Consider the following 24,206-nt stretch of genomic DNA (forward strand, 5'->3'; position numbering starts at 1 on the left):
TGTGCCCCCAATGTAGCAATCGTCTGGAAGTGAATGGATCTCCGTGGTTTGTGGAAAGCCAGAAATGATCAGATGAACAGCCTGCCCGACAATGCCTAAAGACTCTCAGGGTCGCCAAAAAACATCTGGATTCGCGAGCGCAGCCAGCGTTCGGCCGGGTCGTTGTCCTGGGCGCCGCGCCAGGCCATGGACATCTCGAAGCTGTTGCTTTCGAACGGTGGGTCTTCGGCGCGCAGGCCACCAGCGGCAGTCAGAGTGGCGGCGGTGTAGTCGGGCACCACGGCGATCAGGTCGGTGCCCGCCAGCAGGGTGCCCAGGCCATTGAACTGCGGCACGGCGAGCACCACCTTGCGGCTGCGGTTCAAGCGCGCCAGTTGTTCATCGACGAAACCATTGAGGTCGCCCGCGAAAGACACCATGGCATGTGGGCGAGCGCAGTAGTCGTCCAGGGTCAGCGGCCCGGGCACGACATCGGCACGCAGCAGCTTCGGCTTGCTGCGGCGCAGGGTCTTGCGCTTGGCGTTGGCCGGTAGTTCCTCGGTGTAGCTCACGCCTACCGAAATCTCCCCGGAGGCCAGCAGGTTGGGCATCAGCAGGTAGTTGGCACGGCGCACCACCAGCACCACATTGGGCGCTTCAGAGCGCAAACGGCGGAGCAGGGCAGGAAGCAGGGCGAATTCGACGTCGTCGGACAGGCCGACACGAAATACCGCCGTGCTGGTGGCTGGGTCGAATTCCGAAGCACGGCTGACTGCCGTCGAAATCGAATCCAGCGCAGGCGAGAGCAGGCCGAAGATCTCCTGGGCGCGTGCCGTGGGCTCCATGCTGCGCCCGGTGCGCACGAACAAGGGGTCATCGAACAGCGTGCGCAACCGCGACAATGCGGCGCTGATCGCCGGCTGGCCGAGAAACAGTTTCTCGGCCGCGCGAGTCACGCTGCGTTCGTGCATGAGCGTTTCGAAGACGATCAGCAGGTTGAGATCGAGACGGCGCAGGTCGTTGCGGTTCATCCAAGTACCAATGTGCGGGCTTGCCAGAGCGGGACGCTAGTGAGAGCCTTGTTCGCCAATAGTACGAGCACTTGAGCGAATTGGGAAAGACACCGGTATCATCGATATATCCACACGTTCTAGTGGCCTATATCACTGCCAGGCATGACGACTATCAATCGGGCCGGGTGGTACACGTGAAGGTCAGCAGATAAAGTCGATTCCAGTGAATAACCAATCCGCGATCAGTTGAGGTTGACGATGTCCCGCATGATCCGTTTCCACAAGTTCGGCGACGCCAGCGTATTGCAGTGCGAAGAAATGCCGACACCTACCCCCGCAGCAGGGGAGGTACTGGTACGCGTCCAGGCCCTCGGGGTTAGCTGGGGCGACGTACTGTGGCGCCAGAACCTGGCGTCGGAAGAAGCCAAATTACCTTCAGGTGTCGGCTCGGAGCTGGCCGGTATCGTAGAAGCCGTGGGCGAGGGCGTTGATGACCTCGAGGTCGGCGCACAGGTTGCTGCATTCCCGGCCAGCACCCCGAATCGCTATCCGACCTGGGGCGACCGTGTGGTCGTGCCGCGCTTCGCACTGACCCGTTTCCCGGATGTGCTCAGCCCGCAGGAAGCCAGCGTGCACTACACCGGCCTGCTGTTCGCCTACTTCGCGATGGTCGACCTGGCCAAGCTCAAGACCGGTCAGCACGTCCTGATCACCGAGGCTTGCCATTGCCTGGCTCCGCAGTCGGTACAGCTTGCCAAGGCGCTGGGCGCCAATGTCATCGTATCGACCAGCGTGCCGGACAGCCGTGAGTTCCTGCGCGAACTGGGCGCCGACAAGATCATCTTCACCGAAGAGCAGGACCTGGTCCTCGAGGTCGAGCGCTACACAGAGGGCAAGGGTGCCGAAGTGATCCTCGACCACTGCGCCGGCCAGCAGCTCAAGCTGCTCGGTGACGTTGCGGCCACCCGCGGCAAGCTGATTCTGTATGGCCTCAACGGTGGCAACGACACCGCGTTTCCGGCCTGCGCCGCGTTCAAGAAGCACCTACAGTTCTTCCGTCACTGCGTGCTGGACTTCACCGGGCACTCGGAACTGGGAATCGAACAGGATTGCGCGGCGGTACAGCGGGCGCTCGATCACATCAACAAACTGACCGCGGAAGGCGTGCTCAAGCCGCGCATCGACAAGACCTTCCCGTTCGAAGAGTTCGTCGAGGCGCACCGTTACATGGAAGCCTGCCCGGATCGCGGTCGAGTCGCGCTGACACTGGAGTGATCCAACCCTGAACGAAAGAAGCCCGGCATCCGACCGGGCTTTTTTCTGGGGCGACACGTCCCTGTGTCAGGCCAGAAGCATGTCGAAAATCGATTGCGGTTTGATGACCGGAAGCGACGCGTTCATCGACTAGCTGCTTTCCCGCACCCGCAGCTCGAAGCCGAGATCGACGCTCGACGCAGCAGGGCGGCCATCGAGCATTTTCAGCAATAGGTTGGCGGCTTCACGGCCGACCTCGGTGCGTGGCGTGTGGATCGACGACAGCCTCGGCACGGTATGCGCGGAAGCTGGCAGGTCGTTGAAACCGACCAATGCCACACGCCCTGGAACCGCGATACCACGACGCTGCGCCTCGAACAGTGCGCCCTGAGCAAGGTCGTCATTGCAGAAGAAGATGCCATCGATATCCGGGTGGCGCTGCATCAGCTCATTGAACAGCTGGCCACCCAAACCGATGGATGAGGGCAGGGGGTGCAGCAGTTCCAACGCCGGGTCATACACGCCGGCCGCCTGCAGGGTGCGCCGAAAGCCCTCACCACGTTGCATCACCCGCGGGTCCAGCTGTGCGGCGATGTAGGCAAGACGCTTGCGCCCCTGCTGCAGCAGGTGCTGCGCCACGGCCTCACCGGCTGCCTGCTGAGAGAACCCGACGCTGGCGATACCGGGCGCGCTGCTCAATTCCATCATGTGCACGCAGGGAATACGGCTGGCGCTGAGCAGATGCCGCGTGCCTTCGGTACGGTCGAAGCCGGTCAGCAGCATGCCCATCGGCCGATACGGCAGGTAGTTGCGAACCAGCCGTTCTTCCTCATCGCGGGAATAGTGGTAATCGCCAATCAGCACCTCGATACCGCGCGGACGCATCACTTCGTGAATCGCATCCAGAGGTTCGATGAACAACTGGTTGGACAGGGAAGGGATGAGCACCACCACCGATGTACTGCGCGCCGATGCCAGGGTGCGTGCAGCAGGATTCGCCACGTAGCCCAACTCGTCGGCCGCCTTGCGCACGCGCTCAGCCAGATCAGCACCTACCGTGGCCACGCCGCGCAATGCACGGGACGCAGTGATGGTGGAAACGCCTGCACGCTCGGCGACCTCTGCCAGCGTGGGCATGCCCAGGGTACGGGAACTGCTGTGCGTCGGAGATTTCATTGCAAAGGCTTGTCATCGGCAGTAATTGATGTTTAAGGTAGCGCTGTCTCGAAGGCTTGGCAATGTCGTGCATTGCGTAACTGGCCCCGAGCAGCAGTACCTGGCGAACAACACTTACAACATTCGAAGCCGCCGTCTTGCAGATGTTCACGATCTTCAAAGATAGCGCTGTCTTCCGCTGGAGTTGCACGATGAATAACCCAATAACCGCCCTGGTCGTCATGGGCGTATCCGGTTGCGGCAAGAGCTGCGTCGGAGAATCGATCGCCGAAAAGATCGGCGGTTACCTGATCGAAGGTGACCAGTTTCACCCTGCCGCCAACATCGAGAAGATGAGCGCCGGCATTCCTCTTACCGATGAGGACCGTGCCGACTGGCTGACTCGTCTGGGTGAGGAGCTGGCCAGCGCCCTCGAAACCCATGATCGGCCGCTACTGGCCTGTTCCTCCCTCAAGCGCAAATACCGTGACCGGTTGCGCGAAGCCGTGCCTGGTCTGGGCTTCGTGTTTCTCGAACTGACCCGTGAAGAAGCTGCCAAGCGTGTGGGTGATCGCCCGGGTCACTTCATGCCAGCAAGCCTCATCGACAGCCAGTTCGCGACCCTCGAACCGCCACACGGCGAGCACGCGACACTGACCCTCGATGCGACGCAATCCATCGATACGCTCGGCCAGCAGGCCGCTGACTGGTGGCGCGCGTCCGCTCGATAACACCCGCAGATAACGCGACACAACCACGCTTCTCCCATAACAAAGACAAGTGGAGACGATATGAAAACCATCCATCAAGCTCACCGTTACCTGTCCCTGAAAGATGATCGTGCTCGGTCTTGCCGAGTAGCTGCAGTTGCAGAGGAGGGCGCTCATCATGAATGAGGTGACCACGACTCTCGGCGCAGGGGCGCTTCTCTCCATCGCGGCAGGCGCAGTGCTTCTACTGCTGCTGATGATCATCCGCTTCCGTCTGCATGCCTTTCTGGCACTCGTGGTGGTGAGCATTTTCACCGCACTGGCCACGCAGATTCCCTTCGACAAGATCGTCCCGACACTACTGGGCGGCTTCGGTACAACACTGGCGGCCGTGGCCTTGCTGGTCGGCCTCGGTGCCATGATCGGCCGACTGCTGGAGATAACCGGCGGCGCTCAAGTGCTGGCAGATACACTGATCAACAAGTTCGGTGAGCACCGGGCACCGTTCGCCTTGGGTGTGGCGTCGCTGCTGTTCGGCTTCCCGATCTTCTTCGACGCCGGCCTGATCGTCATGCTGCCGATCATCTTCAGCGTCGCCAAGCGCTTCGGCGGTTCGACGTTGACGTACGCATTGCCGGCCGCAGGTGCCTTCGCAGCCATGCATGCTCTGGTGCCGCCGCACCCGGGGCCGGTCGCGGCAGCTGAATTGCTGGGCGCGAACATCGGTTTGCTGGTCATCATCGGCACCCTGATCGCCTTGCCGACCTGGTACTTCGGTGGCTATCTGTTCGGTCTCTGGGCAGGCAAACGCTTCAATCTCAAGCTGCCAGCCAGCTTCCTTACCGATGTCGAGCGCGACAACAGCGTAGCGCCGCCGCGCTTCGGGCTGGTGCTGACCATCCTGCTGATGCCGCTGGTGCTGATCTTCCTGGACACCGGTCTCAACACCCTCAGCGTAATGGGAACGGTCGACGGCAACAGCACCTGGGTGCAGTTCCTGCGCATGATCGGCAAAACGCCGGTGGCGTTGCTGATCACCGTACTTTTCGCGCTGATCGCCTTCAGTGGCCGACACACCAGCAAGCACCTGGAAAAAGTCTGTGAGGGTGCGCTAGGGCCGATCTGCTCGATCATCCTGGTGACAGGGGCAGGGGGCATGTTCGGTGGCGTGCTGCGTACCAGCGGTATCGGCGATGCCCTGGCCGATACGCTGTCGGATACCGGCATGCCGGTGATCCTTGCAGCCTTCGTGATCTCCGCAGCACTGCGTGTGGCTCAAGGTTCGGCTACCGTCGCGCTGACCACCACAGCGGCGTTGGTAGCGCCCATGGTCGCGGCTACACCGGGGCTCAGCGAGTTCGACCTGTGCTTCATCGTGGTGGCGATTGCCGGCGGTGCCACGGTGCTCTCACACGTCAACGACTCGGGGTTCTGGCTGGTCAGCCGTTTTCTGGAAATGGACGAGAAAACCACCCTCAAGACCTGGACAGTGATGGAAACCCTGCTGGGCAGCATCGCATTCCTGCTGGCCGTGATCGGTAGCCTGATCCTGTAGCGCTTGGCGCCACCGAAGCTTCGCCGACGACCGCAATGGTTGCCGGCGCAGCTTCGGTGGGTTTGCGGACAGACTGCCTAGACGTATTCGCGCAATAACCTACAGTGAGGAGCAAGAGGCCAAGAAGCGGCCAGCAACCCTGCGACAGGAAGCCGCCAGGCGTCATTATCTACGGAGCGTTCTTCATGCCTACAGTCACCAGCAAAGCCCCGGAATTCACCCACACCAGCAAGAGCGGCACACACAACGTGCAGCTCGAATTCATCTGGGCAAACGAATCGGGCGGCGTCGCACAAGCGGTCATCGCCACATTTCACGACGACGCAGGCAAGCCGGTCAAACGACTCAGCGTGCCAGGTCCATTCAGCGAACCCGGCAGCGCACGCAAAGCAGTGATCGCCAAGGCGAATGCCTGGTTCGATCATGGACGTGAGTGAACGAACTGACGTAGCGGCTCATCATCAGCAAGGTCCCAGTCAACGATCAGCAGTCGTTGTCGTCACTGACGCTGGACTGAGGAAAGGCCAAATCTGGTGATGAGAGCCTCTGATGTGCGAAACCTTAGGTTCGCATAATGTATATTATGTTAAACGACAGGCTATGTTATTTATGTTCATGAGCTGACTAAGCTACTGATTCGACGAATTCGCTTTTGACGTCTACTGTAACCGTTGCGAATCACGGACACTCCTTGTAGTGGTCAACTGATCCCGGACACTGCGTTAAGTGTTTCCTCAGCGACCGCAGGCGCTGACCCTTGATTGAACTGGTGTGGTCGCCGCCAGTTATACTGCTGCATCAGATACCGACCGATATCCTGCTTTGCCAGCGCAGCGCTCATGTAGCCCACCGTCGGTATCCATTCAGTTTTCAAGCTGCGAAATAGCCGCTCCATCGGTGCATTGTCGTGGCAGTTACCACGCCGGCTCATGCTTTGTTTAAAGCGATATCGCCACAGCCTCTGGCGGAAAGCTCTGCTCCCGTATTGGCTGCCCTGATCACTGTGAAACAAAACGTTTTGCGGCCGGCCCCGTTGCTCGTAAGCCATGTCCAACGCCTTGATTACCAGGTCAGCGTCAGGGTTGGGTGAGAACGCCCAGCCCACGACTCGGCGCGCACATAGGTCGTTAACGGCTGCCAGATAGTGCCAGCGGCCCTCGGCCCAAATGTACGTAATATCACCGCACCAGACCTGATTGGGGGATGCGACGGCAAACTCTCGATTCAGCACGTTCGGGATATCAGGTCGCTCTACGGTAGCCTTTTCTCTCGTTCCAGGCGGTTGATTCGGGCTTCCAGTTCCTGGATGTTCTGCTGCTCGGGTGTCAGCGCTTTGCTGGTCGGTGTGGCACCGCCTCGTTCCTGCTGGAGCTGGTTGACCCACCGGCGCAGGGCCGACTCTACCAACCCAAGCGACTGGGCTGCATCAGCGTGGCTGTAGCCCTGGTCAAGCACCAGGCTGGCAGCTTCGCGCTTGAACTCGGGGGTAAAGGTACGTCGTTGTCTGCTCATCGAACACCTCTATGCGGCGATCATTTTTGCTTAAAAAGGTGTCCGGGGTTAGTAGACCACTACAATACAGACCGCTCACAATAGAGACATCAAAATTCGCTCAACAAACTACACATACAGGAAGTAATAGATTATGAAAGTTCTAGCGGATATCCTTCAAAAACTCGTCGAACAGCAAAAAATTATTCTGAACGGTCAAGGGCTGAAAAATCAGACCTTGATCGGAAACATGTATGAAGGCTTGACGAAAAAATTCCTCAAACAAATCGACCTTTCCTGCCACGACGTAAGAGTCGTGTCTGGAATCATCACATCCGGTGACGAGCAAACGGATCAGATTGACTGCATGGTCGTGTTCGGAGAAGGCAAAGAAATTCCTTGCACACCGGATTACTCCTACCCGATTGAACAAGTAATCGCCGTATTCGAAGTCAAGAAAGAGCTATATTCTCGCGAACTTCAGAACGCATATACGCAGCTCGGTAAAGTTTTTGAACTCTCAAAAAGACACTATGCGCGACTGCAAGAGCAAGGCACCCTAGAATTTGGAACGGCAAGACCAGCGCAAGAGTTTCAGTCAATCTTTGGCCGGCTACCTGGTCGTTACGAGGATAATGCGAACCTTCCCACGCCACAGCGTGTAGTCTACCACAACCTCGTCAGAGACTGGCTGACACCATTACGCATTGCCATTGGATACAATGGCTACCAAAGTGAACGAGCTCTGCGTAACGGGTTGTTCAAACTCTACAAAAACAATGAAGAAGTTCCCGGCTACGGCGTTGTCAACATGCCAAACCTGATGATCAGTGATGGCTACTCCATCCTCAAACTGAACGGGATGCCGTACCAAGGATTTTGGCACGATGAAGCAGGTGGATGGTGTTGGCTCGCCTCTAGCAGCGTAAACCCTTTGCTGCTGGTGTTGGAACTTCTGTATGACCGGGTTGAACTTCTCCTGAAAGTCGCTCTGGATAGAGGCTTGGACTTGGACGAAGAACCCAATTTCCCGTTAATGTTCAGCAAACCAATCGAGCGAGAAGAGGGTCGATCCGGCTGGATCCATAGCTTCAATGATGCACCCATCCCAGAGATTGGCGCCAGCCAGCGAAATTGGGAACCGTTTAAAATATCCTCCTTTGAAAAAGACTTCTTCAGATGGCTCCACATCAATGGCCCGCAGGCCTTTAACTCTACTAAGCTCATTGATTACTTGGAGAAGAATCAAATCCAAAACATTCAAGATGCAATTAGCTCCTTGCTGAAGGGGCGCGCGATCTTGGCAAGCGATACTGAGCTGTCCATCTGCCCAGGCGAATGGGGAGTCGCAAAGATCAAAGGCGAATTCTACTGCGGCGATAATGCTGGTGAGCGTTTCGCACGCTGGCTGAGCATGCATGCTGCACGGTAACACCTCCTGAATGAAGGATAAACCAAGCCTTTAAAAAGTCGCTGCCATCCAGGAAGCGACATTTGGACGACCCCGTGCCGACCTTCTGCTCAGAGCTGATGTAAGGTCACTAAGGGGCGCCGCGTAATGTGATCCTTCCTTTAAAACCTCCACCTCGTATTGCTCCTATAGGCCGGAGATTTACCCGAACACCTTCCCTGCCCCTGACGGTGGCAAGGATGACCTTAGTGTCCGGCGTTGCGCTCGAACTAATCACGAGCAACTCATAGCCCCAACAATGCTTCAAGGCGCAATAACTGCATTTCATCCCCGATTGCCGTGGGTGCCGTTTTTTATCGAACGGCCTCTAGCGCGCTTTCCGGCCAAGACAGATAACACCCTCCCAAGTCACCTACCACAGAAAAACAAAGAGTGCGATCCATAAACCCCACCTACCACAAGGCGGGGTCTCGGTTTACCGTGGCATCTCCGGTGAGCAATTCCACGGCAGCAGTGCTTCGTAGTCTGCTACTGACGAGGCGTGCGGCAATCGCTCAAGTACGTGGCGCAGCCACGTATAGGGCTCCTGGCCGTTGATCTTTGCGGTCTCGACCAGGCTGTATATCTGCGCACTTGCTGTGGCACCGTTGGGCGTGTCACTGAACAGCCACGCCTTGCGACCGATGACAAACGGCTTGATCGCGCGCTCCGCCAAGTTGTTGTCGATCGGCAAATGGCCGGCTTCGACATAGCGCTCCAGCCGGCTCCAGTTGTTGGCCAGACAGTGCACTGCCTTGCCCAGTACGCTTTGTGGCGTCACTTGTGGCTGCGTTTTATCCAGCCAGCTTTTCAACTGACCAAGGATCGGCAGGCTTCTTTCCTGGCGGCCAATGAGCCGCTGTTCATCGCTGACATCTTTGAGTTCACGCTCGATGCCGTAAAGCTTGTTGATCATCGCCAGCACGATGTCGGCGCGCCCTGTCTTACCTTTGGGCTGCACCTTCTGCGCCTCGACAAACTTACGTCGCGCGTGAACCATGTACGCCAGCCGCTCGACACCAGGCTGCAACGCCAGCGCGTTGTGACCGGCATAATCATCGGTCATCACGTAGCCGCGATACCCTTCCAGCAGGCGCAGTGGCACCTCCTGCGCACGGCTGGCGGTGTAGTCGAACAGTACGACCTGACGATCAGGCGGGCCACTGGCCTGCACCCACATCCAAGACTGGCTGGTCGGGTCGCGATCCGGTTCTTTGAGCACCTGCACCCGCGTTTCATCGCAGTGGATCACCGGGCTTTCCAGCAGGCGGTCACGCATTAGATTGAGCAGCGGCTGGAAGTGTTCGCTGCACTGGATCACCCAGCGCGCCAGGGTTTATCGTGGAATCTCGATACCGTGGCGGGACAGTACGCTTTCAAAACGGTGCAGTGGCAAGCCGTCGACGTACTTGGTAGTCAGCAGCATGGCCAGCACGCTGGGGCTGGCCATGCTCTTTTCGATCAACTGAGCGGGTTTGTCAGCGGTGACCGGCGCGGTTTCGCAGCCACGGCAGCCATAGACCTTGCGCACATGTTTGAGTACGCGGATCTGCATCGGCACGATGTCGAGCTGTTCGCTGGTTTCCTCGCCGATCACATGCTTGCGGCAACCGCAGGCACAGGTCAGTTCGTGCTCGAGCAAATCATGGATGACTTCAATACGTGGCAGATCTGCCGACAACGGTTTGCGCTTGCCACGACGCTTGGTCGGCGCAACGACGTCTTCATCAGCATCATCAGTGGCAGGCACACACTGATTTTCGGGCTCGTTGAACAACGCCAGTTGCGGGGTGTTGGGCTCGACGGTCTGCTCGGACTTTCGATTGAACAGCCGGTCGCGCAGCAGCTTGATCTGCTCTTGAAGATCGACGATCTGGCCCTTGTCGACCGTGCGCTCAGCCAGCAACTGCGCAAGCATTTGTTTGAGCGCGGCAGGCTCATCGGGAAGGTCATCGGGCACTGAGATCATGGCCCGGATTATACCGAGTCAGGCGACGAATCGGGGTGTTAAAACTTGATGCGGACGGTTGCGCCAGAGGTCAAAGCCGTCAAGCAACCAGTTCAGCTCCTGGACGGTCAGGACAATGGCTTCGTCGGTGGCGTCGGGCGATGTTTTGAAGCGTTCGGACTCCGAGCGTTTGAGCCAGAGGTAGAAGCCGTTGCGCTCCCAATACAAGATCTTCACGCGGTTGCGCGGCTTGTTGAGGAAAACGAAAAGCACCGGGTCGAACACACCGCCACTTTGATATCGAGTTCGACCAGCGCGGCCAGGCCATCAATGGATTTACGAAAGTCGACGGGTTTGGGGTAGAGGTACACTTTTTCGACTTTGGCGTCGGGGCGCATCATAGCGAGTAGGCTCCAGAAAGAAATCGGGAGCGCAGCATCGGGTGTTAGCTATTCGCTTGGAATGTGGGGGTCATGGAGCGGATACAAAACAAACTAGACGCTCGCCAACTGAAATGCAGGCCTATCGACCAAAGTTGAGTAGACATTGCAAAAATGGTGGCCGCAGTCATGCACGCTTACAAATTTCGACCAGAGCCGCACTTACTCGACGAATAGCCCGGAAACATGGCTAGCCGAGCTATTCACTGTGTAGTAGCTTTCAGCCATTATTCTTTCCATTTCTTACGGCAGTGCGCTCCCTCAGCACAGGGCAAACGACCTCCACTGCCTGTATTAGAGCTGCCCACCACCCCCTCTTTCTGATACGGAAGTCAAATGCCTAATCTGATTTTCACCGTCGAAGTCGATGACGCCCTGATTGATCAATTCTCAGCCGAAGGCACTGGGTTCCCTGACCAGACAATCCTGAATCCCCAGACAGGAAAGCCAGACATCTCGGTGCTCGAAAAAATGATTGGCATTAGCCGTGCGATCCGCCGATTGGAGTCGAAATTAAAGCCAGGCTCACGCTTGTCGGATTTTCAAAAGACATCCGCTGGACGCTTCAAGCTTCTACTCAACGACCTCCACAACCTCCATGTGCTTTCCCAAAAGAAAGCCAAGAGAGTAATCGGTGTGCGCAGCTGGGAAGGCGTCATATTCAGCGCGATCGACTCAACTTGGCTTGAGCCCACAAGCGCAGTCGCTCAACGGTTCAATGCATTCACCCAAGAGGATCGAGAAGCGCTTGAGGCCATGCTCTCCAAACGGCTGGAGTGGGTGGAGTCGGCTAAAACCCTGGAAAGCGAAAAACGTGAATACGTCAAGCGCCGTGAGTACTTCAAGCCTCTGGGTGGGATGGTAGGTGTTCTACTGGATCAGCTGGAAGGATGGGACTCGCTTAACGATAGTCAGAGACAACTGCTGGCAGACGGTGCCTATGCTGCAGCGACGCCATTTGGCAATGAGTTGCTGGGGATATTCGTGACTCGTCAGCCAGGCTTGATGAAGTATTACTCCATCATGCTGGAAAATGAGCGCCTAGCAAGGACGGCGGATCAAGCGGTGGAGGCCACCATAGAGGCGACCGAAGACTCGAGGGCATGTTCAGAAACGACTGCCAAGCCCCTTAGCCTCTACGATCTCTACAGCGAACTTTTCCAGCTCGCGCAGCAAGCGAAAAGCGATTCCGGCAACCTGCTGTATGCCGAGCAGATCGAGGCGCTGATCACTTCAAATCTGCCTCGCCTGAGGCAGGAGTATTCACTCAGCGAGGACGCCGTTCGCAAAATTCTCAACGAGTGCGTCGACGTTCTGATCGGAATCGGGCGCGATCTCTCCTTGCAGATTTTCGCTGATGAAGAATTCCTGGTGGCTTTCAGAACGGCCTGGCTGGAATACCTCGACGAGTGCTTGCAGGAAGAGGTCACTGAGACGCTTCTTGGCGACCTGACCGAGCAGCGAGAGTCTGAGTCGCTGAACGTCAAAGCCCGGCTCGTGGAAACAGAAGCGCTTCGCTGCCAAATCGAAAGTGAGCTGGTTGATCTTGGCGAGAAGCTTAACGCTGCCAATTTCCGTGAAAAGAGCGAGATCCGCAATAGCATCACAGCTACTGAGGAAGCGCGGGTAAAGACCAGAAAACAGCTGCAAGAGGTTGAACAGGAAGGTTGCAGTTTACTGTTGCCGCCCGGTTACGACATTGACACCCTGGCTACTGACGGCCATGAAGCCCTCCTCACTGTCACCGCCTATCACCCATCCGCAAAGGCGGCGATCCAGGCATGGTCAACACCTAGTACCACCGTGGAGGAAGTCGTACAGCACACCGTCGCTCACGAGACCGATACGGAACTCGAACCGGAGACACAGTCGACGGCTGAGGTTGATGAGGTAGCTGACCCGGACAACATTGAAGACTGCACCACTCCACTCGACCAGCCTGAGGAATCGCAAACGCTTGCCCTCATAGAGCCCGAAAGCCCGAATGAATCAGAAGCCGATGACCACCTCGAATCTGAAATGGAAGCAAGACCTGAGCCTGAGCTCACGCACACTGCAGAGACTGTAGAGCCGCAAGATATCGTCCTATCAGGCACCATGGACGACGACGTAATCCAGCTCGATCAATCAGACACACCCGCTTCCCCTGAACCAGCAGATGAGGAAGTCAACGTCTCCGAATTTTTGAGCGCTCCAGATAAGGCTCGTGAACGCCTGGAGCACTGCCAGCAGACCATGGATGTCATGCCCGCGATCGCGGTGGAAAACATAGCCCTGCTGTGGATCAAGCAAGGACAGCTTCCGCTGGCGAGTAAGACGCTGGAGCTGGCCGGGCGAATAGGCGTCGCAGGTGATTTGCTGTCGCTCCCACTGGTTCAAGCGGCCTATCAGGGCATGCACGTGTGGCGCGGCGACTCAGCAACCGTCACCCGGGTTCAGCAAAGCATGAACCAGCTTTCCTCCGAGATTATCGAGAGCTGGATGGATCGACGTCGGGGTGGACGTGTCGCCCCCTACCTGGTGTTTGCCGCCACACTGCAGCCGACGCTTTTCTGCGGCACGATGACCAACGCACCGCGTTTGCTTTCATCCGTCCTCCACTACTTCGACGGCGCGACCGCCAAGCTCATCGAAGAAGTGGTCAACTTTGCCAGCCACAATACACGTCTCGACCTCGACACATTGCGTGAGCAACCGACGAGCCATGACAAAGAGGCGCGCAGCAAGCTGGCGGGTCGCCTCGTGGAATGGCATGACCGCATTCTAAACAAGCAGACTGGCTGGGCTCCGGCGCGCAAGGCGATGAAGGAGTGCCTGGCACGCGATGACTTTGAGCTAACCTACCAAAGCATCACCAGAGATGACGCCAGTCGAGTAGATGAAGTACGGGCTTTCGCTGACTTCTATCGTGAGAAGGAAGAGCAGAATCGCCTCATGTCATCTGAGATCCACAAGGTGATGAACGAGAGCACTTCCGTCCCGCAGATCGAGGGCAACGCTCGAAATTGGTTCCTGCGATCCATGGATGAAATTGTGGGGATTGCAGACCTCTGGGTAGACGGTCACAACCTTCAAGGTCGGTGCAGCAGCGAAGTCAGCAAATTCGCCCCGCGCCTACTTACCATGCTCTGCGCAGCTGCCAACCACCTGACAGAACGCGCAGGCCGCACGGCAGACCTAGAGCATCACGCCGGCCTACGAATTGCCATCAGCGCACTGGAGCGCATCACCAAAGTTGCGGAGCGGCACGACGATACTGTTTGGGACATCTCACGGGTCAGTGGCTGGCTTCAGTGGCCGACTGAGTGGTTGGCGACGTCAACGGACGATGACGCACAGCATCAACTCGCCTCCCTCACGGGAATGCTTGAGAACGGTATCGACAACTTGGTGCTCGCCGAGCAGGCGCTGGAACGCAAGAATTTTCGACACGCCCTGCTCTTGACCCTCAATCACCAGGACGAACACAAAGGGTCGGTGACAGACAACATCAAGGCGATCAAGCGCTTGTTCTCGGAAGAAGTCTATCAATGCAACACCCGCAGCGTAGAGATGCGCGGTCTACTTGATGACGCGAACATCGCCTCCCTGATTGATGATGAACGTCACTATCAACTCACCGGTGAGCTCGAACACCTGCAAGATCAGCTCAAGAACCTTCGGATGCTGGACGACCTGAGCGAGATTCACGCAAGCCTCGATGAGCTGCAATCCAGCATCATTGCCAAATTCAGCTTCAAAAGGGAGGAGCTTGAAAGATCGTTGGAGGCTCTGACCAAGCAGGCGCTGGTCGACCGAGGCGTCGATTGGGTGCCCGCCGCCTGGCTGGCTCAAATCCGCTCAGCGCTGAGCACACACGACACCACAGTCGCCGAGGAGATGCTTGGCCATCTCAAGTACTCCCTGGAATCGGGATCCGCCTTGGAGAGCGACACCGAAAGTGGATCCGAGCTGCTCAAGCGCTTCCTGACACTCGAACCCAAGCTGCACTCGGTACTTGCCGAGAGTCGAAACAAGCGAGAAGTCGTCCGACACCTTGCAAGCGAACACATCGATGGACTGTCCTTGGAGTCGCTGCCCTCCTACTTCAAATCGGCCATTGAAGATCTGGCTGGTCTGCGCCGCCGAGTCAAAGCGCTGGACAAATCGACCTACGAAGAACTGGTGAAGATCTTCTACGCTATGGGTTTGGAGGCTGTTCACCCTACCTTTACTAGCGACACGCCGAGGCGCACAGGGTTTACCTCCCACGGGAGGATTTCACACCTGAGCATGACCGTAAAACCACGCGACACTGGGCGCGGGATCGTGTTCTTCAACGAAAAATCGGAAGCCCAGGCCGTCAATATCCTGCTGGCAACGACGGATTGGACGATCGAAGAGCTTCGCGCGTTGGTTACAGAGCAAACCCACTTCCTCTACGACCGCACGATTCTCATCTCCGGGCGGGAGCTTTCCAACGAGGAGCGAAACGGGCTGGCAAAATTCTCCAAGCAGCAGAAGCATACGCTGCTGCATGTCGACCCCGTTTTGCTGGCCATGCTTGCCGGTCTTGGGGTACCCGAACAATTCCGTCTCAAGACGTTCTTGCAACTGAGTTTACCGTGGACATTCAGCAACCCGTACACCGGAAACCAGATGCAGCCTGCGCCTCCTGAAATGCGCTACGGTCGCCAAAGTGACATCAAGTCGCTCATAACCATGCGCAACGGTGCTGCCATGATCTTTGGGGGCCGTCAGCTAGGCAAGACCACCCTTCTGAACGAGACGCGACGGTGCTTCCACAACCCTGAGCAGCATCGCCATGCGTTCTTGCACCAGATGGATGGCAACCTCGACCGGGCGAATCTGTCGGGCGATGAGCTGGACAAGCACCGCAAGCATGTCTGGGGCAAGATCTACAATGACGCCGTTTCGAGCGGGCTGATCAAGGCTTCTTACGGGCTCGATACGGCGGCAATGGTGACTGCGCTTTCGGATTATTTCCGCAAGGACAATCCCGACTCTCTGATGGTGTGCCTGGATGAAATCGACCCCATCTTAGGTCTTGATGCCGCCAACGGTTTCCGGATCTTCCGCGAGCTGAGCGGCTTGGTTAACAACAGCAATGGCCGCTTCAAAGTCGTCATTGCCGGACTTGAGAACGTTCGCCGATTCGCGGATGCACCGAACTATCCGCTGCATCAACTTGGCAGTGCGATCCAGGTCTCAATTATGAGCCCAGCGGAAGCCCTGCAGCTCATCCGCGAGCCGCTTGGCTACCTGGGCTATGAATTTGATTCGCCCTTGTTGATGAACCGGATCCTTGTCGAAACAAACCGTCACCCTGGATTGATTCACATCGTCTGCCATGAGCTGATCCATATGCTCAGCGCTCGACACGATCGACGGATTGGCTCGACCACTATCACAGCTGACGATATTGAGCAGATTCGCAAGGATCCACTCATCCGTCAGCTGATTTGCGACCGGTTCGACATCACCCTTAACCTCGACCTGCGCTACAAGCTGATCGCCTACAGCTTGATCGCACAGAGCACGAGCAGCTTCTCACCGAGCCGAGCGAAGGCAATCGTTGAAGAGTGGGCACCTCAACTGTTTGAACCCATGACCGAAGCCCAGTTCGAGGCCTTCCTCGATGAGCTTTGCGGCCTGGGTGTTTTGCAGCACATGCGACGCGCTGAGGGCGGTAAGGAATATGCGCTGCGTAACGCCAACATCATGAACCTCGTAGGCGGGCCCCAGAAGATCGCTGACAAGCTCTTTGCAGCTGTAGACGCGATTCACGAAAACGATCCCCTGTCAGCTCACGCTTATCCTGAAAACGCCACCCGCCCCTCTCCGCTCACGCTGCGAGATGAGAAGCTGCTCATCAGTGAAGATGCGCGAGAGAAGCCTCTGGCAGGAGTGATCGAGGCACGCTCCTCGAATTACTCGGTAGGCGTTATCACAGGCTCTGAAGCCTTGGGCTTAAACCCACAGTGGATGGAAGAATCGTTGCTGGCGATCGGTGAGGAAGAGCCCGTCATCAACAACAATAACTACGGTCGCTATCACGCATTTCAGAAGAAAGACACGGAGCTGGGATCGTCCAGCGACTTCAAGAAGCTGTTGCATGAAAGCGTGCTTAACGTTCAGTCCGCTCACAAGCACATCATGCTGTTCGTGGAGCTTACGGGTGATCGTCCTCTGACCAACACTCTGGACTTGCTTGATGTTGCGCATGAGGCAAGGCTGCACAGCAATGCCAAACGCAACCGAGTCCGGCTGGTGTTCCTGATGACGCCGCGCGCGCTTTGGCAATGGGAGTCGCACCCAGAGCTGATCGCCGGGCGAGAGTCCCAGCAGCCGTTCATCGCACTGGATGTGTGGAAGACAACGGCCCTGGCGCACCTGCTCAACAAGCTTGAGCTAGAGAACACTTCCACATCGGTGGCGACCCTGGAGAAGTACAGCCAAGGTTGGTACTTCTCGCTGGACAAATTGCTCACGGCCAAGGACAAAAAATCCGATGTGGTGCGTATCAGCTCATTTGGCCAGGCCTACACCTCTTTACTGAATGCCAAGCCCAAAAGCATGGAGGAATTCCTGCAGAAGGCCGGTGTTTATGCAGTGGAATGGGCCAAGCCTGTCCTGAGCGCGCTATGCGAAGAGGAGCGATTCGACGAGGACGATCTTGAGCTTCAACTCATGGAGTCCTATGGTCACGTCAACCCGCAGCAAGCTCGTCATTGGCTGTCTCGTTTGCGCTTGATTGTGCCCTGCAAAAGTAGTTCGAAGAAGAGCCTCTACTGCGTTCCGGAGAGCATCAAGGCCGCCCTTCTCGTTAAGTCACCTCAGGAAGCCAGGGCATGAACATGTCCAAAGCGATTGCAGGCCAAGGAGGCTGGGTTCAGGCAATGAAGGATGCCTGGGGCTCTGTCCCGGCCAGTGACCTGCTCAATCCGGATTCCAAGTATTGGGGCGTGATTAACCTGTCCGCACCGGACAGCGCCGAGTGCGCAAGTTTCGCCATGGCCGGCAGAGCACTCAAATATGGCCGTTCAATGGCTATAGCGCTCCCGGTGCTGGGTGGGGAAGCCCTGACCCGACTGATGGTGTACCTTCACCGCATCCGTATGGACGCCCTGCAGGGAGGCATTCGCTCGCCTTGGCTGAACCCCTCGAACATGGAGCAATCGCCAGACGTCGTGTTCATCTCACGCCCCCGGGCCGGCTTCCATGACATTTCACGAGTGGCTGATTTGCGTGCTCGCGTGCTGCGAGGCTCGGATACCAAACGCACCAAGGCATCGACATCTCAGACCCTCGTAGTCGATGGTTCATCCGGCGTGATGGATCTGGTTGAAACCATAGGCAGAGGTAGCAAGCCTTTCATATTCGTCATTGACGGCACCCGAGGGGGCAATGACAACGCTGCTGCCGTTGATAGCGCGCTAGAAGAGAGCTTTCCGCAGGTTCCCAGAATTACTCTGCTCTCCCTGGGGGACAACGAGTCCCTGGGCAAGATGCGTACAAACGGATCACGTAGTCACCTTTGGCTCATGAGGCTGGGTGACAAGCATTTGCTGCACCCTCCTGCCGTACCTGGATGCCATTTTGCGTTGACGGTAATTCAGGATGCCAGAGCCAACGCTGAGCTGGGACAGATAGCTGATCGCTTCTTTGGACTAAGGCGAGAGCTTGAACGGCAAGACGTGGTGCTGAAAGACCGCCTGGCTGTCATCGGAAAAATCTTCCGCAGCTTCAATGAGTTGCCCGTCCCACTGCGGTATCTGGAAAGCACTTTGCAAGCGGCGACACGCCCGGGCCTTTATCCCATTCGCTGCCTGGAGCGATGGCTGGAAATCGCGGGACAAGGAAGCACGCTGTACGCGCAGTCGGACATGAACTCCCGCAACCTGATTAACCAAATGACGGGTGTACATCAACTCTTTGGGGAGTCCACCACTGGAAAAGCGGCATGGCTGCTGAAGCATCTCCAGGGGGCCTTTGCTGAGCAGCGTGCCACATTGGTGTTGTGTGGTAGTCCGCATGAAGTAACTGCCCTACAGGACTGGCTCGACAGTGAGCTTGATGAGGGATGGAGCGGCACGATCCAGATCAGTGCCATGGATGGCGTGAAGGCTTATCGGCAGTATGGTGGCCCCGTTACGGACGTGATTATCACAGGGATGCTGTGGCCCAGCAGACAGCACTGGCTTGCGACGCCCTGCAGGCGGTTGATGATCCCTTCCTATGAATACGAGAAACCGTACCTTCAGCGGATGCTTCAGCTTTGGTGGATCAACCATGGCGCCGAGAGCTACAGAGACGGCGACAAGCTCACGCAGTGGCAGCTAGGTTGGACTGACCGCCGTTGCGAAGATCTCGAAACCGATTCGCAATCACTGGCCCTTGAGCCAACCTACTACCCGGATTGCAGCCAATACCCGCCCCGCGTACGCCACGTGGCGATACCACTCGATATGGAGTATGAGAACTGGTTCGACTTACTGGTAGAGCAACCCGTAGAGCCCAAGGCGTCAGTCCAGGGTGGAGAGGCATTAGCTCCCGACCTGGTGTGGATCTCCATCGAAGGGGCAGATGCAGAGTTGCCCTGGAGCAAAACTCGTCCGGTGCTTGTGCTACGGGAGGAGGAAATACACCCGACCCAACCGGATGATCTCGCTGCCGGTGACCAGATCATATTGCTCAAGCACACAGACGAGCGAATCGCTACACAAGAAACACTTTTCGAGATGGTGGCTGTCTCGGAAGGCCTGCAGCAATTTCTTCGTGCCGCAGGCCGCTGGAAAACAATGGTAGACGGCGTCAGTGCTCGAATGTCAGTAGCGCAGGTTCAAATCCACCTACGCAAGGAAGGTGTGACGGTAGGCGATGCCACGGTTGCCAGTTGGTACCGTCACAAGGTCTACGGCCCCCGTGATCGAGCAGCGGTCACAGTCTTTGCCCGGCTCTCCGGCACAAAGCAACCCGAAAAAGCTTCGGTCTATGTGAGCAACGGCATCGAGCAGTTACGTGTAGCTCACCAAAAAATTGGCAAGGAGCTTCGCAAGGCGATTCTGGAACGCGGTAAAGGTGCGACGACCATCGAGATTGGCCAGCTGAAGGTCGATGGCCATGCTTTCGACGACATGATCGAAATCGCACGGGTATCGTCAATACGAGCCCCCTCCGTTCACGTTGTCGCGTCAAAAGATGAGGCACTGATTGATATCGCGAACGACATTATCCAAGCCCACCCGGGACGCATCTGCCTGACCAACCCGGCAGTCAAATCGATGCGAGACGCGGTGTACGGGAATGTCACAAGGTTTAGGACGTGCTTGTCGCTCATGGCCACGCAGCTCTATGACCATTACAACAACAGGACGATCCGGTTTAACGAAGTGCTCAAGCATTTCGAACAGGAGCTTATCGTTTTCAAGCCCCAGATGTCCCCCGTCACGATGGGGATGTATGCGGACGATCGCAGGTACAAGGGCAAGCCCGCCGACATGAACAAGCACTTTTGCCTGGGCAATGCTCGCGACCCGGTACGCACCCTGCGCATTCATTACGAATGGGACGCCGATGACAAGCTGCTCGTGATCCATCACGCCGGTAAACACCTGGAAACCACTCAATCTTAAGGACGAATGATGGATCTCACTTATCGGCAGAAGATGGGGCTGACGGCAGCTTTTCTGAAAGAGATGCGCCTACGGCTTAGCGACAAGGATGTGGATGTACTACCGCCGGATGGCAAGCTGTATGACGGCATCGAGCCCACTCGCCTCAGCTTGGTTGGCTGCCTTGGCCCAGCCCCTGATCCTGACTACACCGGGCCGCAACCCCCGAACTCGATTGGTATTGTGGTGCTGGTCTCTCCCGATGAAGAGGGTGTGATCAAGTGTGAGTTGGGTGGCCAGTTCGACGTAGTTCATCGCTACATCCCTGATCTGCGCAGCATGGAGGAAAACCTCGTGCTGGAAGAAGGTTCGCCTAAGAAAGCTCAGACCCTTCCCATAGCGTTCAAGCGATACTCCATCAGTTTCTCTTCGATCATCCTGGATCTAGACCCTAGGAAACCCAACGAGTGGATATCGGCTAGAACTGAGATGTCGGCCATTCTCAATGATGAACAACAACGTTGGATGAGCGACCCAAGAGTGATGCGTCGCTGCCAGACCAACGCCAACGGTAATGCGCGCTTCAATTTCGACTGGAGCGAGACCGCCCTTGTCGATCAGGTGAGCCTCAACCGCACGGTTCATGAGCAAATCATCAGCGACCGAAGCGCGATCCTGAACTATGGAGTCAATCTGCGAGGTCGCCTCCGCCCTACTCCTTCGGCATTCGGAACGAGTGCCAACGGTAGCTTCTTGTTGGAAGTCTTTCTGGAGAATCAGACGACCACTGAGCATGCTCGCGCGTTTGGTGTTGATTCGCCCTATCTCCTGGATGCCCGTTTGGTGGTGAAGCTCACCGCAGGCCAGAGCCACAAGGTTCCACATCGGCTGCAGCCCGAGGAATACAGGTACCGGGATGATGATGGTCTTCCAGGCTATGGCATCAGTTGCGCAGTACTGGAGGTCGACAAGAACCAATTCATGACAGATGGGATGCCCACCTTCGCTCAGCCTCGTGTTGAGGCGCCATCGCCGGCTGACATGAAGATGGAGTATGCCCCAAGCTATGAGTTACTCGCGCGTGACCCTCTACTGGTTTGCGACAGCTTTTTGAAGGCTCAGGAACGCTATCTGGGAGAGTGGGCGCAACGCATCAGTGCGCTGGAGTCCGCTGGACTGATGGCCGACCGAGATGTTGCGCTGGCTGATCGGGAGGCCTTCCGCCAGGAAACAGCCCGGATACGCGATGGCATTGATCTTCTGCGCGAACATGGCGACCTGCGCCAATGCTTCCAGTGGATGAACGAAGCGATGGCCGCCGCCATCAAGATCCAAGGTAAACAATTCACCGGTTGGCACCTGTTCCAGCTAGGGTTCATTCTGACTCAGATCCGATCAGTCTACGAACGCCATGCTCCTCTGGATGAGCTACGAGGGAGCATGGAGACAGCCGATGTGCTCTGGTTCGCCACCGGCGGTGGCAAGACTGAGGCGTATCTCGGCATCATCAGCATGGCGCTGCTCTACAGTCGACTGGAGGGGCGCGAACACGGCACAACTGCCTGGCTGCGCTTCCCCCTGCGTATGCTGTCGGTGCAGCAGTTCCAACGCCTGTCTTACGTGCTGGCTCAGACCAACAAGATCCGTCATCGCGAACGGCTCGGTGGATGGCCGCTCACCATTGGCTATTACACAGGGGAAGGCACGCCTAATCGCATCAGCAGCACCTACGGGGAAGACATATACAAAGGCTTCTTACCATCGCTCAGTGGGGATCGCCTCAAGTCGTATCAATTCATCACCGACTGCCCATATTGCGGTACCGTCGGGTCGATCAGCATTGAAACGGACATGGCGCAGGCCCGCATCAAGCATGTGTGCAACAACCCTGAGTGCTGGTCTAACTGTGAGGCCGACCCTGGCGAGCATGGCCAGGGCATCAAGGGCGAAATAGGAATCTATGTATCAGACGAAGAATGCTACCGGTATCTCCCCTCGGTGCTGGTCGGTACCGTCGACAAGCTGGCCGTCATCGGCCACAACCACCGGTTCGTCAATTTCTTTGGCGGCGCCCGGTTCTTCTGCCCAGAGCACGGATTCTCTCAGCGATCCAAATGCGAGCATCGCCGCATCGGGAAGCAGGGCGATAAATGGGAAGCGGTCGAGTGCGGCAATAATACCCGGACAAGCACCATCAGAGTAGTGCCTATCGGCCTCATGAAAGACCCAGGATTTTCATTCCTGGTACAAGACGAACTACACCTGCTGCGCGAGTCGTTGGGTAATTTCGACGCTCACTACGAGACGCTGCTCAACGCGCTGCAGATCAGCCATGGCGGTCGTGCGCCTAAAGTGCTTTCGGCAACGGCAACGATCAAAGATTTTGAAGACCACATTCATCATCTGTACCTGCGCAATGCCGTTCGGTTTCCAGCCCCTGGCGTGAACCAGGGCGAGTCTTTCTACGCCCGTAAAGCGAAGGATGTTGAAACAGGCTCAGCGCTGATTCGTCGATGGTTCACAGGCATTCTCCCAATCGGTCGCAGCAGAGTCGCCATGAAGGCGGTGGCAGAGGCAAGCTCCCGATTCCTGGATCAGGTCGATGACTGGCGAACCAAGCTAGCAAAAAGCGATGGGCAACTCCTTCAAGCCATTGGCCTTGGCAGTGACCAAGCCGAGGACGCCCTGCGTTACATCGAAAAAAACTTGAACACTGATCTCGTGTACGCCAACAGCAAACGCAGCATCAGCGAAATCCAGCGGTACATGGAGGAAGTCAACTCCAGGACTGATGTCGAGCGAAAAGCCCGCTTGCTGGATGGTGAGACACGGCTGGACATGATCCTCGACGCCATCCGCCATGTTGAAAGCAAAGACGCGGACGATACCTGCCGGCACATCATCGCCACCAGCGTTGTGTCGCACGGCGTCGACATCGCGGAACTGAATTTTATGATCGTCGCAGGCTGGCCGAAATCGACAGCCGAGTATATTCAGGCTTCTGCCCGAAGTGGTCGCGTTCATCCAGGAATCGTCCTGTGCGTGCTCTCCTCTCATCAGCTTTTCGAGTCCGGCGTATTCATGAACTTCGGCGACTACCACACCTTCCTTGATCGCCTCGTGGACTCGGTTCCCATCAACCGGTTTGCCCCGAACATCATCGACCGCACGCTCCCCGGGATCATGTCTGCGGTGCTTCTCAACTGGGCGCCTCAACAACCATGGGGGGGCGAGTTGAACCACCAGGTAACCCACCTGGTTGCGCTGCTGCGCAGTGATATTGGAAAGACTGCAGCAGAGCAAATCAAGACCGTGGTGGTTAACGCCCTGCGTATCCCGGCAGCCTTGAACAGCAAATTCGATTCACGCGTCATAGCAGGCTTCAACGCGGCGCTGATCTCACGTGTGGACAACGCGCTCTATGAGTTGGCGCGCTGGCCCGGCAGTAAGAACGATCAGAAGCTGAGGGATGCACTGGGCGATATTTTTGGATTTGCTCCGTTCCGCTCGTTCCGGGACATCGAGAACCAGATTCTGATCAAGTCGGTCAACCCTTCGGCAGACCAAGTCTTCATGGCCCTGGCCCGGTGAGGAAGT

General features: G+C 57.0%; 12 protein-coding genes and 2 pseudogenes. 8 read left to right on the top strand and 6 right to left on the bottom strand.

Translation table 11 applies throughout. From position 1 onward, the window contains the following. Positions 1 to 95: 95 nt before the first annotated feature. Positions 96 to 1,010 carry a LysR family transcriptional regulator gene (locus ACT9T4_RS04635; protein ID WP_499115726.1) on the bottom strand — a complete coding sequence of 305 codons (915 nt, stop codon included), beginning with the start codon at positions 1,008 to 1,010 and terminating at the stop codon, positions 96 to 98. A gap of 240 nt (positions 1,011 to 1,250) precedes the next feature. Between ACT9T4_RS04635 and ACT9T4_RS04640 the strand changes: the two genes are divergently transcribed. Next, positions 1,251 to 2,267, top strand: coding sequence for a zinc-dependent alcohol dehydrogenase family protein (locus ACT9T4_RS04640; protein ID WP_499115728.1), 1,017 nt, complete (start codon positions 1,251 to 1,253; stop codon positions 2,265 to 2,267). Positions 2,268 to 2,396: 129 nt separating this feature from the next. Here the strand turns inward: ACT9T4_RS04640 and gntR are convergent, their stop codons facing one another. Continuing rightward, entirely contained in the window at positions 2,397 to 3,422 is a 1,026-nt protein-coding gene (gene gntR / locus ACT9T4_RS04645) for an HTH-type transcriptional regulator GntR (protein ID WP_042552666.1), read from the bottom strand. A 191-nt stretch (positions 3,423 to 3,613) separates the two neighbouring features. Between gntR and ACT9T4_RS04650 the strand changes: the two genes are divergently transcribed. The 3 genes from ACT9T4_RS04650 to ACT9T4_RS04660 all read left to right on the top strand — a co-directional run bounded on the left by ACT9T4_RS04650 (position 3,614) and on the right by ACT9T4_RS04660 (position 6,103). Continuing rightward, the gene (locus ACT9T4_RS04650) at positions 3,614 to 4,132 is read left to right on the top strand and encodes a gluconokinase (protein ID WP_499115731.1); all 519 of its coding nucleotides are present in this window, start codon (positions 3,614 to 3,616) and stop codon (positions 4,130 to 4,132) included. A 157-nt stretch (positions 4,133 to 4,289) separates the two neighbouring features. Next, complete coding sequence (locus tag ACT9T4_RS04655) at positions 4,290 to 5,666, top strand: GntP family permease (protein WP_042552668.1); 1,377 nt, start codon at positions 4,290 to 4,292, stop codon at positions 5,664 to 5,666. A 185-nt stretch (positions 5,667 to 5,851) separates the two neighbouring features. Further along, positions 5,852 to 6,103, top strand: a complete 252-nt coding sequence (locus ACT9T4_RS04660; protein WP_042552669.1) for a hypothetical protein — start codon at positions 5,852 to 5,854, stop codon at positions 6,101 to 6,103. A 263-nt stretch (positions 6,104 to 6,366) separates the two neighbouring features. Here the strand turns inward: ACT9T4_RS04660 and ACT9T4_RS04665 are convergent. Next, positions 6,367 to 7,178 (bottom strand): annotated as a pseudogene (locus tag ACT9T4_RS04665) (IS3 family transposase). A gap of 133 nt (positions 7,179 to 7,311) precedes the next feature. Here ACT9T4_RS04665 and ACT9T4_RS04670 point away from each other — a divergent pair. Continuing rightward, entirely contained in the window at positions 7,312 to 8,589 is a 1,278-nt protein-coding gene (locus ACT9T4_RS04670) for a DUF6602 domain-containing protein (RefSeq protein WP_499115733.1), read from the top strand. 454 nt (positions 8,590 to 9,043) lie between these two features. Here ACT9T4_RS04670 and tnpC read toward each other — a convergent pair. From tnpC to tnpB (ACT9T4_RS04685), 3 genes and pseudogenes are all read right to left on the bottom strand, one after another. Beyond that, positions 9,044 to 10,576: pseudogene (gene tnpC / locus ACT9T4_RS04675) on the bottom strand (IS66 family transposase). 18 nt (positions 10,577 to 10,594) lie between these two features. Next, the gene (gene tnpB / locus ACT9T4_RS04680) at positions 10,595 to 10,840 is read right to left on the bottom strand and encodes an IS66 family insertion sequence element accessory protein TnpB (protein WP_499115735.1); all 246 of its coding nucleotides are present in this window, start codon (positions 10,838 to 10,840) and stop codon (positions 10,595 to 10,597) included. Next, positions 10,789 to 10,956 (bottom strand): IS66 family insertion sequence element accessory protein TnpB, encoded by a 168-nt coding sequence (gene tnpB, locus ACT9T4_RS04685; RefSeq protein ID WP_499115737.1) that lies wholly within the window; start codon positions 10,954 to 10,956, stop codon positions 10,789 to 10,791. The genes tnpB (ACT9T4_RS04680) and tnpB (ACT9T4_RS04685) overlap by 52 nt, the downstream gene beginning before the upstream one ends. A 375-nt stretch (positions 10,957 to 11,331) precedes the next feature. On the opposite strand from tnpB (ACT9T4_RS04685), the gene ACT9T4_RS04690 reads away from it, so the two are divergent. Genes ACT9T4_RS04690 through ACT9T4_RS04700 form a run of 3 tightly spaced genes read left to right on the top strand, consistent with a single transcriptional unit; the run spans position 11,332 to position 24,200 of the window. Further along, the gene (locus ACT9T4_RS04690) at positions 11,332 to 17,850 is read left to right on the top strand and encodes a hypothetical protein (protein WP_499115739.1); all 6,519 of its coding nucleotides are present in this window, start codon (positions 11,332 to 11,334) and stop codon (positions 17,848 to 17,850) included. Continuing rightward, entirely contained in the window at positions 17,847 to 20,630 is a 2,784-nt protein-coding gene (locus ACT9T4_RS04695) for a DISARM anti-phage system protein DrmE domain-containing protein (protein ID WP_499115741.1), read from the top strand. Before ACT9T4_RS04690 ends, ACT9T4_RS04695 begins: the two co-directional genes overlap by 4 nt. A 9-nt stretch (positions 20,631 to 20,639) precedes the next feature. Next, entirely contained in the window at positions 20,640 to 24,200 is a 3,561-nt protein-coding gene (locus ACT9T4_RS04700; RefSeq protein WP_499115743.1) for a DEAD/DEAH box helicase family protein, read from the top strand. Positions 24,201 to 24,206: the final 6 nt, after the last annotated feature.

It is taken from the genome of Pseudomonas sp. SZ40 (genome assembly GCF_052958135.1).

Excerpts from the sequence above, each read along its gene's own strand:
- ACT9T4_RS04635 (WP_499115726.1), bottom strand. The coding sequence starts at position 1,010 with ATGAACCGCAACGACCTGCGCCGTCTCGATCTCAACCTGCTGATCGTC.
- ACT9T4_RS04640 (WP_499115728.1), top strand. The coding sequence starts at position 1,251 with ATGTCCCGCATGATCCGTTTCCACAAGTTCGGCGACGCCAGCGTATTG.
- gntR (WP_042552666.1), bottom strand. The coding sequence starts at position 3,422 with ATGAAATCTCCGACGCACAGCAGTTCCCGTACCCTGGGCATGCCCACG.
- ACT9T4_RS04650 (WP_499115731.1), top strand. The coding sequence starts at position 3,614 with ATGAATAACCCAATAACCGCCCTGGTCGTCATGGGCGTATCCGGTTGC.
- ACT9T4_RS04655 (WP_042552668.1), top strand. The coding sequence starts at position 4,290 with ATGAATGAGGTGACCACGACTCTCGGCGCAGGGGCGCTTCTCTCCATC.
- ACT9T4_RS04660 (WP_042552669.1), top strand. The coding sequence starts at position 5,852 with ATGCCTACAGTCACCAGCAAAGCCCCGGAATTCACCCACACCAGCAAG.
- ACT9T4_RS04670 (WP_499115733.1), top strand. The coding sequence starts at position 7,312 with ATGAAAGTTCTAGCGGATATCCTTCAAAAACTCGTCGAACAGCAAAAA.
- tnpB (WP_499115737.1), bottom strand. The coding sequence starts at position 10,956 with ATGATGCGCCCCGACGCCAAAGTCGAAAAAGTGTACCTCTACCCCAAA.
- ACT9T4_RS04690 (WP_499115739.1), top strand. The coding sequence starts at position 11,332 with ATGCCTAATCTGATTTTCACCGTCGAAGTCGATGACGCCCTGATTGAT.
- ACT9T4_RS04695 (WP_499115741.1), top strand. The coding sequence starts at position 17,847 with ATGAACATGTCCAAAGCGATTGCAGGCCAAGGAGGCTGGGTTCAGGCA.
- ACT9T4_RS04700 (WP_499115743.1), top strand. The coding sequence starts at position 20,640 with ATGGATCTCACTTATCGGCAGAAGATGGGGCTGACGGCAGCTTTTCTG.